At 49.7% G+C, this 15,937-nt stretch carries 5 protein-coding genes and 5 pseudogenes; 5 read left to right on the plus strand and 5 right to left on the minus strand.

What is annotated here, in order from left to right; translation table 11 throughout:
• Positions 1 to 183: 183 nt before the first annotated feature.
• The 3 genes and pseudogenes from JCM16496_RS05230 to JCM16496_RS05240 all read right to left on the minus strand — a co-directional run bounded on the left by JCM16496_RS05230 (position 184) and on the right by JCM16496_RS05240 (position 5,239).
• Positions 184 to 372 carry a hypothetical protein gene (locus JCM16496_RS05230; RefSeq protein ID WP_005826290.1) on the minus strand — a complete coding sequence of 63 codons (189 nt, stop codon included), beginning with the start codon at positions 370 to 372 and terminating at the stop codon, positions 184 to 186.
• A 91-nt stretch (positions 373 to 463) separates the two neighbouring features.
• Positions 464 to 4,019 (minus strand): annotated as a pseudogene (gene nifJ, locus JCM16496_RS05235) (pyruvate:ferredoxin (flavodoxin) oxidoreductase).
• A gap of 41 nt (positions 4,020 to 4,060) precedes the next feature.
• A complete protein-coding gene (locus JCM16496_RS05240; protein ID WP_025832821.1) occupies positions 4,061 to 5,239 on the minus strand; it encodes an ATP-binding protein in 1,179 nt (392 codons plus the stop codon).
• A gap of 128 nt (positions 5,240 to 5,367) precedes the next feature.
• Here JCM16496_RS05240 and JCM16496_RS05245 point away from each other — a divergent pair.
• A pseudogene (locus tag JCM16496_RS05245) lies at positions 5,368 to 6,575 on the plus strand (hypothetical protein).
• Here the strand turns inward: JCM16496_RS05245 and JCM16496_RS05250 are convergent.
• A pseudogene (locus JCM16496_RS05250) lies at positions 6,559 to 8,015 on the minus strand (glycoside hydrolase family 10-like protein). The pseudogenes JCM16496_RS05245 and JCM16496_RS05250 overlap by 17 nt on opposite strands.
• A 122-nt stretch (positions 8,016 to 8,137) precedes the next feature.
• Here JCM16496_RS05250 and JCM16496_RS05255 point away from each other — a divergent pair.
• The 3 genes and pseudogenes from JCM16496_RS05255 (at position 8,138) to JCM16496_RS05265 (ending at position 10,323) form a co-directional block, all read left to right on the plus strand.
• Positions 8,138 to 9,579 (plus strand): annotated as a pseudogene (locus JCM16496_RS05255) (carbon starvation CstA family protein).
• A gap of 5 nt (positions 9,580 to 9,584) precedes the next feature.
• Positions 9,585 to 9,809 carry a hypothetical protein gene (locus tag JCM16496_RS05260; protein ID WP_025832823.1) on the plus strand — a complete coding sequence of 75 codons (225 nt, stop codon included), beginning with the start codon at positions 9,585 to 9,587 and terminating at the stop codon, positions 9,807 to 9,809.
• Between the two features lie 25 nt (positions 9,810 to 9,834).
• Positions 9,835 to 10,323 (plus strand): outer membrane beta-barrel protein, encoded by a 489-nt coding sequence (locus JCM16496_RS05265; protein ID WP_025832825.1) that lies wholly within the window; start codon positions 9,835 to 9,837, stop codon positions 10,321 to 10,323.
• Positions 10,324 to 11,021: 698 nt separating this feature from the next.
• Here JCM16496_RS05265 and uvrA read toward each other — a convergent pair.
• Positions 11,022 to 13,802: pseudogene (gene uvrA, locus JCM16496_RS05270) on the minus strand (excinuclease ABC subunit UvrA).
• 184 nt (positions 13,803 to 13,986) lie between these two features.
• Between uvrA and JCM16496_RS05275 the strand changes: the two are divergent.
• On the plus strand, positions 13,987 to 15,936 hold the full coding sequence (locus JCM16496_RS05275; protein WP_025832827.1) for a sensor histidine kinase: 1,950 nt from the start codon (positions 13,987 to 13,989) through the stop codon (positions 15,934 to 15,936).
• Position 15,937 lies beyond the last annotated feature (1 nt).

Consider the following 15,937-nt stretch of genomic DNA (forward strand, 5'->3'; position numbering starts at 1 on the left):
AAAAGCACATGAACGCTTTCATGATGTTATAATATTAGAAGGCGCGGATTACGCGGAATAGCGCGGATTCAGTAAAATAAATCCGTGAAATCCGCGTAATTCGCGCCTAAAAGAAAGTGTTAAGAGGGTTTTGACCCTCTCTTAATACATTTGTTTACTTCTGTTTGATGATACCGGAACTTATTATTTCAGTATTTGAGGCAGGTTTTCCCTTCCCCAGAAGTAGTAAACACAGATTCCAATCCAGCTTGTGAGCAGGATGATAATTGCAACTAATAGTTTCTTCACGCCGTCTACCGGCCACTTCATGATTTCAAGTACGGCTTTGACACACAGAACCACACCGATAATCCAAATGATAAATCCAATCATAACCTGTGATATTTAGTATTGTTAGTTAAAAACAAATAGAGACTACGCCTTATTCAGGAGCAGCCTCTATTTTCTATTTAGTAATTAGGAATTACTCTGTAACTTCAGCGCCCCAGTTTTCTTTGGAAAGACGCTTGTAGCTGTTGTAGCGCCATTTAGCGTTTTCTTCAGCTGCCTTGAACAACTCGTCGGCTTCCTGCGGATATTGCTTCATTACGGATGCGTAACGAACTTCGCCCTTCAGGAAGTCTTGGAATCCGCTCCAATCCGGTTCCTTGCTATCCAGCGTGAACGGATTCTTGCCTTCAGCTTCCAAAGCCGGGTTGTAACGCCACAAGTGCCAGTAACCACACTTAACGGCCTTTTCTTCTTCAGCCTGGCTCTTGCCCATACCTGCCTTCAGACCGTGGTTGATACACGGAGCGTAAGCGATGATGAGTGACGGACCGGGATATGCTTCTGCTTCACGGATAGCCTTCAAAGTCTGAGCTTGGTCGGCACCCATGGCGATTTGAGCAACGTATACGTAACCGTAAGTAGTAGCCATCAGACCGAGGTCTTTCTTGCGTACACGCTTACCGGCAGCGGCGAACTTGGCGATGGCACCTACCGGAGTAGCTTGGAAGACTGACCACCTGTATTGGAGTAAACCTCAGTATCCAGTACGAGGATGTTGACGTCCTTACCGCTTGCAATTACATGGTCGAGACCACCGTAACCGATGTCGTAAGAGGCACCGTCACCACCGATAATCCACTGGCTGCGTTTTACCAGGTATTGAGACAGACCGGCGATGGCCTTGCAGCTGTCGCACTTGTCTTTGGCTGCTTCTACCATCGGAATGATCTTTTCGGCCAGTTCCTTGGTCTTGTCTGCATCGTACATGTTTTCAATCCAAGCCTGGAATACTTCTTTGTATTCAGCCGGAGTTCCTTCTGCTGCGATGGCATCTTCCATAGCCTTCACGATACGTGCGCGCATCTTTTCGTTGGCAAGCTCCATACCCAGACCGAATTCGCAGAAGTCCTCGAACAATGAGTTTGCCCAAGCAGGACCGTGACCCTTTTCGTTCTTGGTATAAGGAGTAGAAGGTACTGAACCGGAGTAGATGGAAGAACATCCTGTTGCGTTGGCTACCATTTCGCGGTCACCGAACAACTGGGAAATCAGTTTAACGTACGGAGTTTCACCACAACCGGAGCAAGCGCCTGAGAACTCGAACAACGGAGTAGCGAACTGAGAGTTCTTCACGTTGGCCTTGATGTCAACCAAATGTTGTTTGCTCTTCACGTTTTCAGCACAGTAGGTCCAGTTGGCAGCTTCCGGCAATTGGCTTTCGAGGTGTTTCATAGTCAGAGCCTTGCCACCCTTCTTCGGGTTGCCCGGACAAACATCGGCACAGTTGCCGCAACCCAGACAGTCGAGAACGTCTACCTGAATACGGAATGTCATACCGTCGAATGCTTTACCTACAGCCTTCAGTTGAGTGAAGTTGGCACCCTTCTGCTCTTCAGCATCGAGTACGAACGGACGGATGGAAGCGTGAGGACAAACGTATGCACACTTGTTACACTGGATACAGTTTTCAGCATTCCATTCGGGAACGAATGCAGCTACACCGCGTTTCTCATATTTGGCAGTACCTTGTTCCCAAGTACCGTCTTCGATACCCTTGAATGCAGATACCGGCAATAAGTCACCGTCTTGTGCGTTGATAGGACGAACCACTTCGTTGATGAATGCTGGGTCGTTGTTTTCAGCCTTGGCATCGTCTGCCAGATTGGCCCAAGCCGGGTCAACGGTCAGCTGCTTGTATTCGCCGCCACGGTCAACAGCTGCATAGTTCTTGTTGACAACATCTTCACCCTTCTTGCCGTAAGACTTAACGATGAACTTCTTCATCTGCTCTACAGCCAGGTCAACCGGAATAACGCCGGTGATACGGAAGAATGCGGATTGCAGGATGGTGTTGGTACGGTTGCCCAAACCGATTTCCTGTGCAATCTGGGTTGCATTGATATAGTAAACAGTGATATTGTTTTGTGCAAAGTACTTCTTCACTTTGTTAGGCAGGTTCTTGGCCAGCTCTTCGCCTTCCCAGATGGTGTTCAGCAAGAAAGAGCCGTTTTTACGCAAGCCGCGGGTTACGTCGTACATGTGCAGGTAAGCCTGAACGTGGCAAGCCACGAAGTTAGGCGTATTTACCAGGTATGTAGAGCGGATAGGAGTGTCACCGAAACGCAGGTGCGAGCAAGTGAAACCGCCTGATTTCTTGGAGTCGTAAGAGAAGTAGGCCTGGCAGTGCTTGTCGGTGTTGTCACCGATAATCTTTACGGAGTTCTTGTTGGCACCTACTGTACCGTCAGCGCCCAAACCGTAGAATTTGGCTTCGAACATGCCTTCGCCGCCCAATGCGATTTCTTCTTCCTGGGGCAGAGAAGTGAAGGTAACGTCGTCCACGATACCGATAGTGAAGTGGTTCTTCGGCATCGGCATAGCCAGGTTCTTGTAAACGGCGAGGATTTGAGCAGGAGTAGTATCCTTGGAACCCAAACCGTAACGGCCGCCTACGATAACCGGAGCATTCTCTGCACCGTAGAAGCAGTCTTTTACGTCGAGGTACAACGGTTCGCCGTTAGCACCCGGTTCTTTCGTACGGTCCAGTACGGCAATCTTCTTGGCAGTCTTGGGAACGGCGGCAAGGAAGTGCTTGGCAGAGAACGGACGATACAAGTGAACGGCAACCAAACCTACCTTTTCGCCATTGGCAACGAGGTGGTCGATAGCTTCGCGGGCAGCTTCCGTTACAGAACCCATGGCGATGATAACGCGTTCTGCATCTTCTGCACCGTAGTAATCGAACAAACCGTACTTGCGGCCTGTGATTTTGGAAATCTCGTTCATGTATTCCTCAACGATAGCCGGAACTGCTTCATAGTAGTTGTTGCAAGATTCACGGTGTTGGAAGAAGTGATCAGGATTTTCGGCCATACCACGGGCAACCGGGTTCATCGGGTTCAATGCACGTGCGCGGAATTCAGCCAAAGCTTCCTGGTCGATAAGCGGAGCGAGGTCTTCGTTCTCCAGCATTTCAATCTTCTGGATTTCGTGAGAAGTACGGAAGCCGTCGAAGAAGTTCATAAACGGAACACGGGCCTTGATGGTGGCCAGGTGGGCAACACCTGCCAAGTCCATAACTTCTTGTACAGAACCTTCGGCCAACATGGCGAAACCAGTCTGGCGTGCAGACATAACGTCCTGGTGGTCACCGAAGATACACAGTGCATGGCTTGCCAATGTACGTGCTGATACGTGGAATACACAAGGCAGGAATTCACCGGCAATCTTGTACATGTTCGGGATCATCAGCAACAGACCTTGTGAAGCTGTGTAAGTAGTAGTCAGCGCACCGGCTTGCAGAGAGCCGTGAACGGCACCTGCAGCACCGCCTTCTGACTGCATTTCCTGTACCAATACTGTTTCGCCGAAGATGTTCTTGCGACCTGCGGCAGCCCATTCGTCTACGTATTCAGCCATCGTAGAAGAGGGGGTGATGGGTAGATGGCAGCTACTTCGGAGAACATATACGAGATATGTGCAGCAGCCTGGTTACCATCACAAGTAATGAATTTCTTCTGTTTAGTCATAACTAAATTGAATTATTTATTTAAGTAAAAAAATCTCTCTCTTAATACAAGAAACCGAATAACCAGAGAGGTATTTGGTTGCCTCGGCCTATTTCCGCTTTATGCAGTACATAAGTAACTCCCGGATTATTCTTTATCTTTGTTCCTTCCGGACAAATCTTGAAAGGCATTACCTCATCTACCATGAAGGAGATGTTCTTGTCGCCCTTGTTCACTTTGTGGTCCTTCCACATTGTGTTGGCAAAGAAAGTGTCCAGTACATCTTGTTCTTCCACCTTGACGGGATAGATGGAATACATCAGATTTGAATTGTGCATCATTATCTTCGACGGCTTCTTGGGGAATTCTTCTCCCTTCGGATAGACCATATTGATGAGCCGTGCGTCGGCCAGATACTTGATGTAATTCATTACTGTGGCGCGGGAGGTCTGTATGTCGTTTGCCAGTTGGCTGACATTCGGCGCTTTCGGCCCGTCCACGGCCAACAAATATAGTAATTTCTTTATCTTCGAAAGGTATTTCAGCTCAATTTGTTTGATGAGCAGGATATCCACTTCCACCATCATGTTCATTGTCTTGAGCAGATTCTCCGAAAAGTTACGCTTTTCAAGGAAGAAAGGGTAGAAGCCGTGGTGCATATAGTCTTGCATGTAGTCCAATGGACGTACTTTGGAGAGGATGCCTTTGGCTATCTGTTCGTGGTTGCTCAGGATTTCTTCCAACGGATAGGCATGGAACTTCATGCCCGTCTGCAGGTTCAGGTATTCGCGGAAGGAGAATCCGCGCAGGTTGTAGCTTTTCACAATGTCGCGCAACTCCAGATTCTCTTCTTTCAGGCGCATTACGGAGGAACCGGTGAATACGATTTTCAAGTTGGGGAAACGGTCGTAGCACATGCGCAGCTCCTTACTCCACTCCGGGTACTTGAATACTTGGTCTATCAACAGCACTTTTCCTCCGCGGCGCTGGAATTCGGCGGCGAACTCCACGATACCATGTCCGGAGAAGTAGAAGTTGTTCATGTTGATGAAGAGGCAGGAGCGGTCTGTGCCGAATTTCTCTTTGGCATATTGCAGCAAGAAAGTAGTCTTACCTACGCCTCTTGTGCCTTTGATACCGATAAGACGGTCATTCCAGTCTATTTCGTCCATTAGGTCGCGGCGTACGGGGGCATTGGTATGCTCTACGAGATAAGCGTGTGTACGGTAAAATGCTTCCATGCTTTAAATTCGGTTTATCGGGCGACAAATATACAACTTTTTTATAGATTTGCAAAGTAGAGATGGCAAAATATTATATAACTTTGCACTCTCATACAAAACGTGAGTAATTGGTTAACATTTGAAATATGAAACTTTATGTGTTCAATCCTGATGCAGATATGGCATTGGGAAATAATGAAGAGAATTATATGGCGCCCGCTACCATCCGCCGTATGGCCGAAGACCTGGCTTTGTTGCCGATTTGGTATGCCCAGCCGGGTAGTGGTGTATTGGCTCCTTCCGCCTATAATGCGGAATATCTGAAACGGATGCAACAGCTGTTCCGGCTGGACGTGCAGTTGGTGACAGAGCCGGAGCTGGCCGATTATGCTGATGTGCTGGTGATACCTTGGGGATGGAATCCCGCTATCCGTAAACGATTGCTGAAGGGGGGATTCTGGAACGGAGACTTCCCTGTGCGGAGTACATGAGCCTGTACCGCAATCTGGCCTCCCGTTATTCCAGCCTGCTTTTGTTTTACCTTTTGAAAAGGTTTGGTTCTGATTATGTTCATGGCGAATGCCCCATTCTGTACGATGGAAGCAAGGGCAAAGAACTGCTCTCTGAGATAGATGCTAAAATGTTCGATAAAGGGTTTGTCATGAAGTCGTTATGGTCGGGCAGCGGCAAAGGGTTGCGCTGGTGCCGTCAGAAAGTAACGGAGTCTACTTACAAGTGGTGCGCCAGGATGTTGAAAGAGGATGGTGCTTTCATTATAGAACCTATATATGATAAGGTGGAGGATTTTGCAATGGAGTTCTATTCGGATGGCAATAAAAAGGTGCGTTTCATGGGCTACTCCCGCTTCACGACGGACAACAAGGGCGCTTATCGCAGCAACCTTCTGACTTCGGACAGCCAGGTGGAGGAGTGGATTCAGCAATATGTTCCTTTGGAGGCTTTAATAAAGCTGCGCGATGACTTGCAGGATTTTTTGGAACCGCTAGTTGGTAGACTTTATGTAGGATATTTTGGAATAGACATGCTGGTTTACCGTCAGAAAAAAGGACATCCGTATGCCATTAATCCTTGTGTCGAGATAAACATGCGGATGAATATGGGCGTTGTAGCCCACACCGTCAATAAGAATTTCGTGGCTCCGGGCAGCGGGGGCAGTTTCTCCATTGACAGCTTCCCGACCAACGAAGCTTTGCAGGAGCGGCATAAGCGGGATATGGAAAACCATCCGCTGGTAGTGAAAGACGGCAGGGTTGTTTCCGGCTATCTGCCTTTGGTACCGGTCACTCCGAAGAGCCGTTACCGGGCTTTCGTCTGTGTCACTGCTGCTGAATAGCTTCGCTTTCGTTCCCGCAACGGTCTATGGCTGTCACTGCAAAATATTTCCGGGCAGTCCACGGGCGGATGGGGGCATAGGTATATTCCGTGCCTTGTACTCGTTGTGCCAGGATATTCTCCGGATTGGAGGTATCTACGGGATAGGTGTCCGAACCGTAGATTACATACATCGGAGCATTCCGCTTGTCATTGTCCGTGGCAGGTTGCCAGCTTAGTTTCCAATAGCCGTTTTCCGGTGTTTCCACCGTGAGTCCGGCGGGAGGTGTAGGAGCTGCATTGTCTATCCACGGCATGGCGGGTTGCAGGGCCGGGGCGGTATAGAAGTCTTCTTCCAGCGCATCATAAAGCCCTTGCGTATTGTCCATCAGATACTTCACGCGGTAGTGTGCCTCGCCCGCCAGACCGTGGGCGCGGATAAAGTGCATCTGCCGTTCAATCTCGTCCAGCGTCCAGTTCCCTTCGCTGGGGTCGAGGAAGTAGATGCCCAGACCGGGAATGATTTGGCGTCCGTTGCTTTGTTCCTGCCAGTCGAGGGCAAAGGGATAGAAATGGTTGCCACGGAAATAGAGCATCGGATAAATCTGGTCCTGGATGCCCTCGCCCAGCCAACCCTGCACGTCTTGATAGACGGTGTGGAAGGCATTCCAGCCACGGGAGGGGTAGCGGGAGGTGTCTTTGTACTTTCCTACCGGGCAGGTGCTGACCTTTACCCAGGGTTTCATGGCTTTTACACCTTTATATATATAGCGCACTATTTCCGTCAGGTTGTCCCGGCGCCATTGGGCAAGGCTGCGTCCTTTGCTGTATTTGCGGTAGTCGTAGCTGTCGGGAAAACGGGGGGCGTTTTCCGGATAGCGCAGGTAGTCGAAGTGTACCCCGTCTACATCGTAGCGTTCCACTACTTCGCGGACAAGGCTCATCAGGTACTCTTTGGTTTGCGGATGTCCGGGATTCAGGAAGTATTCGCGTTTGTAGGGTACGCAGATGGCGCGTTTCTTCTTGGTGACGGATTCTTTGCCGAGGGCGGCTACATGCTTGCGGTTGCTAGAGGGATGGTCACCATCCAGGCATGGCACTCCATACCGCGCTTGTGGCATTCGGCTATGGCAAAAGCCAGCGGGTCGTAGCCGGGGTCGCCGCCCACCTTTCCGGTCAGTATGGAGTTGTAGGGCTCGATGGCCGATTTGTAGAGGACATCTCCCCGTGTACGGGTCTGGAACAGTACTGTGTTGAAATTGGCGGCTTTCAGTCTGTCCAATATTTCAATCAGTTCGGCCTGTTGCTTGCGGATGCCTTCGGGCGAAGTGGCGCGTGTCTGCGGCCAGTCCAGGCCATAGACGGCGGTTATCCAGGCGGCACGCACTTCATGCTTGGGCGGTTGCGCAGCCAGTGGCAGCAAGACGGCCATATATAGTAAAATGGAAATAATTCGTTTCATTTTTCTCTTTTCTTCTTTATTTCTGTCATATTTCTCGGCGAAGATAAGCAAAACACCCGATTATTTTGTGCTGTTTACTTGGAAACTGTTACATTTGCATACATTAAAGATATTAACACGCCATGATTACATTTACGCTTTGCCTGCTGGCGTTGATAGCCGGCTATTTTATCTACGGAGCTTCATAGAACGCGTCTTTGGTCCCGATGACCGCAAAACACCCGCCCTTACAAAAGCCGACGGTGTGGATTACATTCCACTGTCTACCTGGAAAATCTTTATGATACAGTTTCTCAATATTGCCGGGTTGGGACCTATCTTCGGTGCCATCATGGGAGCCAAGTTTGGTACGGCATCCTATCTGTGGATTGTACTTGGCAGTATCTTTGCCGGTGCAGTGCACGACTATCTTGCCGGTATGCTCTCCTTGCGGCATGACGGGGAAAGTCTGCCGGAAATCATCGGACGCTACTTAGGACTGACCACCAAGCAGGTGATGCGCGGCTTTACCGTCATCCTGATGATATTGGTGGGAGCTGTCTTTGTGGCCGGGCCGGCCGGTCTGCTTGCCAAGCTGACCCCCGAAAGCTTGGATACCACCTTCTGGATTATTGTTGTCTTCGCTTATTATATCCTTGCCACTTTGCTGCCGGTAGATAAGATTATCGGTAAGATATACCCGCTGTTCGCCGTTGCCCTGCTGTTTATGGCGGTCGGTATTCTGGTAATGCTTTATGTCACCCATCCTGCATTGCCGGAGATATGGGACGGATTGCAGAACACGCATCCCGATGCGGTTGCATTGCCCATCTTCCCCATCATGTTCGTCAGCATAGCCTGCGGTGCCATCAGTGGTTTCCATGCCACGCAGAGTCCGCTGATGGCGCGTTGCATGACAAGCGAGCGCCACGGGCGTCCCGTTTTCTATGGGGCAATGATAACCGAAGGCATTGTTGCCCTGATATGGGCTGCCGCCGCCACTTATTTCTTCCATGAGAACGGGATGGGGGAGACGAATGCCTCTATCATTGTAGACGCCATTACAAAAGACTGGCTGGGTGCCGTAGGTGGCGTACTGGCCATTCTGGGTGTCATTGCCGCACCTATTACCAGTGGCGACACGGCTTTCCGTTCGGCGCGCCTCATTGTGGCGGATTTCTTGGGAGTGGAACAAAAAAACATGCGTCGCCGTTTATATATATGTATACCGATGTTTCTGGTAGCCATTGGCTTGTTGCTTTACAGCCTGCGGGACAAGGATGGATTTGACATGATTTGGCGTTATTTTGCCTGGGCCAATCAGACTTTGTCTGTCTTTACGTTGTGGGCCATTACGGTCTATCTGGTACGCGAGAAGAAAGGACGTTATTATTACGTCACCTTTCTCCCCGCCTTGTTCATGACGGCAGTATGCACTACTTACATCTGCATTGCTCCCGAAGGTCTGGGGTTGCCGCTGCACGTATCTTATGCAACCGGGCTTTGCGCTTTGCTGGTAGCGGTGGCGTGGTTCGTAGCTGGAAGCGTAGGCTTTTACGTCAATAATCTTGAACGTTTAAAATAAAGAATATGAGAAAGAAGATAAAGAAATCCACCGGGCTCACCATAGCCCTGCTTATTTACGTTTCTGCTACTGCCGCTTATTTCCTTCCCCGCAATACGGAAATCAGCGATACAGAGAAGTATGTCACCGTAGCAGCTTCGTACCTCATCGTATTTGTGCTGTGGCTGGTACTCCGCAAGAAGGAGGCGCTGCAACGCAAGCGATTCGAAGAAGACAATAAACAACATTGATTATTTACTCAAAAAACAGAACAAGATGAAAAAACTGGCATTATTCGTTTGCTTGCTTGTTGTCACAGTGGCAGCTCAGGCACAGTTTGAAAAAGGTAAGTGGATTTTGAACCCGTCCATCACCGGTTTGGAATTTTCTCATGACACGGGAACCGACAAGACAAGTTTTGGCCTTGAAGCCAAGGGAGGTGCTTTCCTGCTCGACAACGTTGCCTTGCTGGTGCATGCCGGAGCTGCTTGGAATACCGGAGGGTCTGACCTCGATGTCTATACGCTGGGTGTAGGCGGACGTTATTATTTCGACAAGATTGGCGTGTATCTGGGTGCCGATGTCAATGTGGACCGTTGGGATGCGGGACACGATTTGGACGATACCAAGTTCTCTTTCGGTCTGGAAGCCGGTTATGCGTTCTTCCTGACCCGCACGGTGACCATCGAGCCTGCGGCTTATTGGAATATTAACGACGACCGTTCTAAATTCGGTCTGAAGGTAGGTTTCGGATTCTACTTCTAATCTCGTTTTGCTACTCCTCCACAGAGTTTGTTTTTGCAAAACATCTGTCATGCTATCACGCGAGGGGGGGTATTCGTCTGACTACAAATGCCTTATCGCGTGATAGATGGGTGTGATAGATAAATATTCTTACAAGTATCTGTCACGCCCATTTTCGTTCCCATTCCGATTGTACTGCATACGTCTTTCATTGATGCTATTATCTTAGTTATCAGTTCTTTCTTACTGCAAAGTCCTGCAAACTTTTTGCAGTGCCACTGCAAAGGTGTTGCAGCGCCACTGCAAAGGTGTTGCAGCATCACTGCAAAGGTGTTGCAGTGTCACTGCAAAAGGAGTGCAGTAACTTTGCAGTGGCGATACAGTGCCGCTTTAGCCGTTATCTTTCCTATTCTCATGCCGCTATTGCATGTATTCCTTCTATAGTCTTACGAAATTAGGAGTTTTCTTTGTGATTGCGGGAATGAGTATATTTGTATCTGATGCTATGAACCTGAAATGCAAAATGCCATGAATAGAGTTTGTATTGCTTTGCTACTTGTTGTCTTGCCGAATGAATAAGACGGAACGTATGGAGACGCTTGAAGATTCCGCAGGTACAGTACGGATAGACCAAGGAATTAAACACAAGCACGTAGGCGCAGGTATGTTATTCAGAATGAAAGAATAAGGCTCTGTGTCTCCGTGCCTCTGTGTTCTATTTAAGGAAGCGAGGGGCTTAACTTCTCCCTCAAGAATTGTCCCGTATAACTTGCCGCACACTTCGCCACTTCCTCCGGTGTACCGGTAGCTACGATGTTTCCTCCTTTGTCTCCTCCTTCGGGTCCGAGGTCTATCACATGGTCCGCACACTTCACCACATCCAGATTATGTTCGATGATGACAATGCTGTGCCCGCGGCGTATCAGGGCATCGAAGGCTTCGAGCAGTTTCTTGATGTCATGGAAGTGTAGTCCGGTGGTCGGTTCATCGAAGATGAATAGGGTCGGGTCTGCTTTCTCCTGGCTGAGGTAGAAGGCGAGTTTCACGCGCTGGTTCTCTCCACCGGAGAGGGTGGAGGAGGCTTGCCCCAGTTTGATATATCCCAAACCTACATCCTGCAAGGGTTGCAGCTTTTTCACTATCTTTTTCTGTCCGTGTTGCGTAAAGAATTCGATGGCTTGGTTTACGGTCATCTCCAATACGTCGTAGATATTCATGTCGTGGAACTTCACTTCCAGCGTGTCTGCCTTGAAGCGTTTGCCGTGGCAGGATTCGCATTCCAGTACAAGGTCTGCCATGAATTGCATCTCCACCGTGATGGTGCCTTCACCCTTGCATTCCTCGCAACGGCCGCCTTCGCTGTTGAAGCTGAAGTATCCGGCACTGTATCCCATCTGCTTGGCAAGCGGTTGGTCCGCCCATAGTTTACGGATTTCATCGTAGGCCTTGATGTAGGTCACGGGGTTACTTCTCGATGACTTCCCGATAGGATTCTGGTCAACAAACTCTACATTGCGCAGGTTCTGCAAGTCTCCTCCAATGGAAGTGAACTCGCCCGGACGTTCGTTGCATTCATCCAACTCCCGTTTCAGGCGCGGTAGAAGATGTCGCGTACCAGCGTACTCTTGCCCGAACCGCTGACACCGGTGACTACGGTCATTACATTCAGCGGGAACCGTGCCTCTACACCCTTCAGGTTGTTTTCGCGGGCGCCTTTTATCTCTATGTAGTTGTTCCACGGGCGGCGGTGCTCCGGCAGGGGGATGGTTTCTTCGCCCAGCAGATAGTGCACGGTATAGCTGTCACTGTCTTTCCGGAGGTCTTTCATATCTCCTTGGTAGACGACCTCCCCTCCCAGGCGGCCTGCCCGGGGACCGATGTCGATGATATAGTCGGCAGCGCGGATAATCTCTTCATCATGTTCCACTACCACTACCGTATTGCCCAACTGTTGCAGCTGGCGGAGCACGTGTATCAGTTTGTCCGTATCGCGGCTATGCAGGCCGATGCTCGGTTCGTCAAGAATATACAGACTGCCCACCAGGCTGCTACCCAGTGAAGTGGCAAGGTTGATTCGCTGGCTTTCACCGCCGGAGAGCGAGTTGCTGAGGCGGTTCAGCGTGAGGTATCCCAAACCGACATCCAATAGGAACCGGATGCGGCTGTTGATTTCTGCCAGGATGCGGCGGGCTATGTCGGCGTCATGCGGGTCCAGCTGCAGGTTGTCGAAGAAGAGCTTCAACTCAGTGATGGGTAAATCTACCAGTTCGGAGATGCAGCGTCCTCCCACGCGTACGTAGTTTGCTTCGGGTTTCAGGCGGGTACCGTGGCATTTGGGGCAGAGCGTCTTTCCGCGGTAGCGTGCCAGCATCACACGGTATTGTATCTTGTACTGGTTTTCCTGCACCATCTTGAAGAAGGCGTTGATGCCCTCAAAGTAGGGTGTCCCTTCCCACAGCATCCGGCGTTGCTCGTCGGTCAGTTCATAATAGGGAGTGAAGATGGGGAAGCCGGCTTTCTCGGCTCCGTGTATCACCATATCCCTCCATTCGCCCATCTTTTCGCCCCGCCAGCATACTACAGCACCGTCATAGACGGACAAGGAGCGGTCGGGTATCACGAGATGCTCGTCGATGCCGATGACCCGTCCGAATCCCTCGCATACGGGGCATGCGCCGATGGGAGAGTTGAAGGAGAACATCTGGTCGTTCGGTTCTTCGAAGGTGATGCCGTCTGCCTCGAACTTGGTGCTGAAACGATAGAGGCAGGTACTCCCGTCGCTGGTAGAAACGCAGCAGGCAGGCACCGTCTCCTTCGTACATGGCTGTTTCGGCCGAGTCGGTGAGGCGGCTGACGGAATCCTTTTCTGAAGAGGCTGTCATACGGTCAATCAACAGAAAAACAGTGTCTCCGGCTTTCAGCTTGTATTCGTCGATGCGCATCATTTCACCGTTCACTTCCAGACGGGTGAAACCTTGCTTCATGTCTATCTCCAGTTGTTGTTGCAGGGTGCGGTCTTCGCGCAGCAATATCGGGGCGAGCACGGTATATCTGGTTCCTTCCGGATATTCCAGCATGCACTTCACGATGTCTTCTGCCGAGTGTTTCTTCACTTCTTGTCCGCTGACCGGACTGAAGGTCTTCCCGACACGTGCGTAGAGCAACCTCAGATATTCGTATATTTCAGTGGAGGTACCCACGGTGGACCGTGGGTTACGGCTGCTTACTTTCTGCTCAATGGCAATGGCAGGTGGAATCCCTTTGATGAAATCGCATTCGGGCTTGCTCATACGTCCCAGAAACTGGCGGGCATAACTGCTCAGGCTCTCCACGTAGCGGCGCTGCCCCTCGGCATATAATGTATCGAAAGCAAGTGAGGATTTTCCGGAACCGGACAGTCCGGTGATGACTACGAGTTTGTTACGGGGAATCTCTACGTCAATGTTCTTGAGGTTGTTGACACGGGCTCCCTTTATGATAATCGATGTATTTTCTGCCATATAAAAGTCACTTATGTGATTTAGGATTTGCAAAGATAATGCAAACCGGGGTAGAATAAAACGAACCTGCTGGAAAAATCGCATCAGATAGGCAAGGTTAAGATTTGTTATACTTTAGGATGACTGCTAATTTACATTAAATAAAAGCACTAAATTCGCATCCGACTCCTTTTAATGTCCGAACATGGTAAAGCGTAATATAAAATGGCTTCTTGTGGTGCTGGTATTAGGTTTATATCCCTCAATCCTGCATGCCGAAGACCCTTATGGAGAGATGAAAGCTCTGGCAGATAGTGCGCAGAAAGTGTTGGGACAAGACCGACTGCCTTCCATCAATGCCCGGTGGATGAAACTTGCCCGCGAACTGAACGATACGGTACAGATTAGTGATGCCCATAACAACTTGATTTCTCATTATTATCAGTTGGGGGACATTGACCACTTGAAAGCCGCAACCTATGAATATATGGACTGGTGCCGGAAATACCAACGGACACGAGACCGGTATATGGCGTGGCGGCAGTACATTCAGCGCATGACGGAGAAAGGTATGCAGGAGGAGGCGATGGCTGAAACCGTCAGGCTCCATCAGGATGCCGAGCAGGCCCGGGACAAATACGGATTGGCATGTGGCGAAATGTGCATCGGGTATAACCATCGGGTCTTTGGAAACAACGTAAAACTGTGTATAGAGAATTACAACAATGCACTGAAACTTTTTGAGGAGGGCAGCTATTATCGTGACGCATACGTGGTGTTGCTTAATATTATCCAGACTTATCTTTCACGCAGTGAGTATGCCGAAGCCGGCGAGTATCTGAGTAAATTGTCGCAGCTGGAGGACAAACTGAACCGTAAACAAGTCAGCATAGACCCTTCCCTGCACTTGCGTTTCTGTGAATTCAGGGTTATAGGCTTATTGGCCAATGAAGGTAGAAAGACTGCTGAGCCTTATATTGAGGAGACCGACCGCTTCTACCGTCAGCATCCGGAGAGCTCGACGCCCGAAGCATGGTTTGGCTATAAGATAATGTGTTGCCGTATCCTCGGTGATTTGAAAGGTAACATTGCTTACGTGGATTCACTCATGGATTATCAGCATTCACTGGGGCTTTGCTATCCTTATAACCATTATATGAAAGGAGAACTGCAGGAACAGTTGGGCGATTATCGTGCGGCTTGCCGCAGTTATGCCAGATATGCCGCCGTGAGTGACTCCGTGCGTACGGCAGAAATGGATGACAAGCTAAGCAAATATACGGCACAGTTTGAGGTGGACCGGTTGAAGATGGAGAAGCTGGAACTGAGTGCCAGATTGAACAAGGAACGACTGATGATAGCCTTGGCCGTTGGCGGACTGGTATTGTTGCTTTTGCTGCTCATTACTTATCTGTATATCCGCACCCTCTCCATGAACCGTAAGTTGGAAGCTGCACGCAGGGCGGTGAAGAAAATGAGTCAGGTCAAAAGTTCCTTTATACAGCATATCACCCATGAAATCCGTACTCCGTTGAATTCCATTGTCGGCTTTTCTACCTTGCTGGCTCAGGAGAAACTGGATGATGTGGAGAAGCGCGAGTATGTTGAACAAGTGGAGAGCAACAATACATATCTGTTGAGCTTGATGGAGAATATACTCAATATTGCGGATATGGATTCGCAAGTGTGGGAGGTGCCGCGGGAGGAGATAGAGGTGGATGCGTGTTGCAAGGAATGTATTGAGAGCTTCCGCCAGGAACTGAAGCCGGGAGTTGAACTGGAATATGTGCCTGCTTCCGGCATTACGGCCTTTTATGCAGCCCGGCAATGGCTGAAAATGGTGCTGGTGTCTTTGTTGGATAATGCGGTGAAGTTTACGGAAGAAGGTCATATACGCGTTTCCTGTGAGGAAGATAAGTCCCGACATGTATTGCGCTTCGTGATAGAGGATACCGGTATAGGCATCAGGCCGGACGAATCGGACCGTATTTTCGAACGTTTTTATAAAGTGGACACGTTTACCAAAGGGTCCGGATTGGGGCTTGCCATAGCCAATGAGATAATGGAGTTGGTGGGAGGCCGGATTTATCTGGATGACACCTATTGCGGAGGATGCCGCTTTATTGTGGAATGGCCGATGAAGGACAAACCTTAAT

This window comes from Bacteroides rodentium JCM 16496, from assembly GCF_000614125.1.
GTDB classification, from domain to species: domain Bacteria; phylum Bacteroidota; class Bacteroidia; order Bacteroidales; family Bacteroidaceae; genus Bacteroides; species Bacteroides rodentium.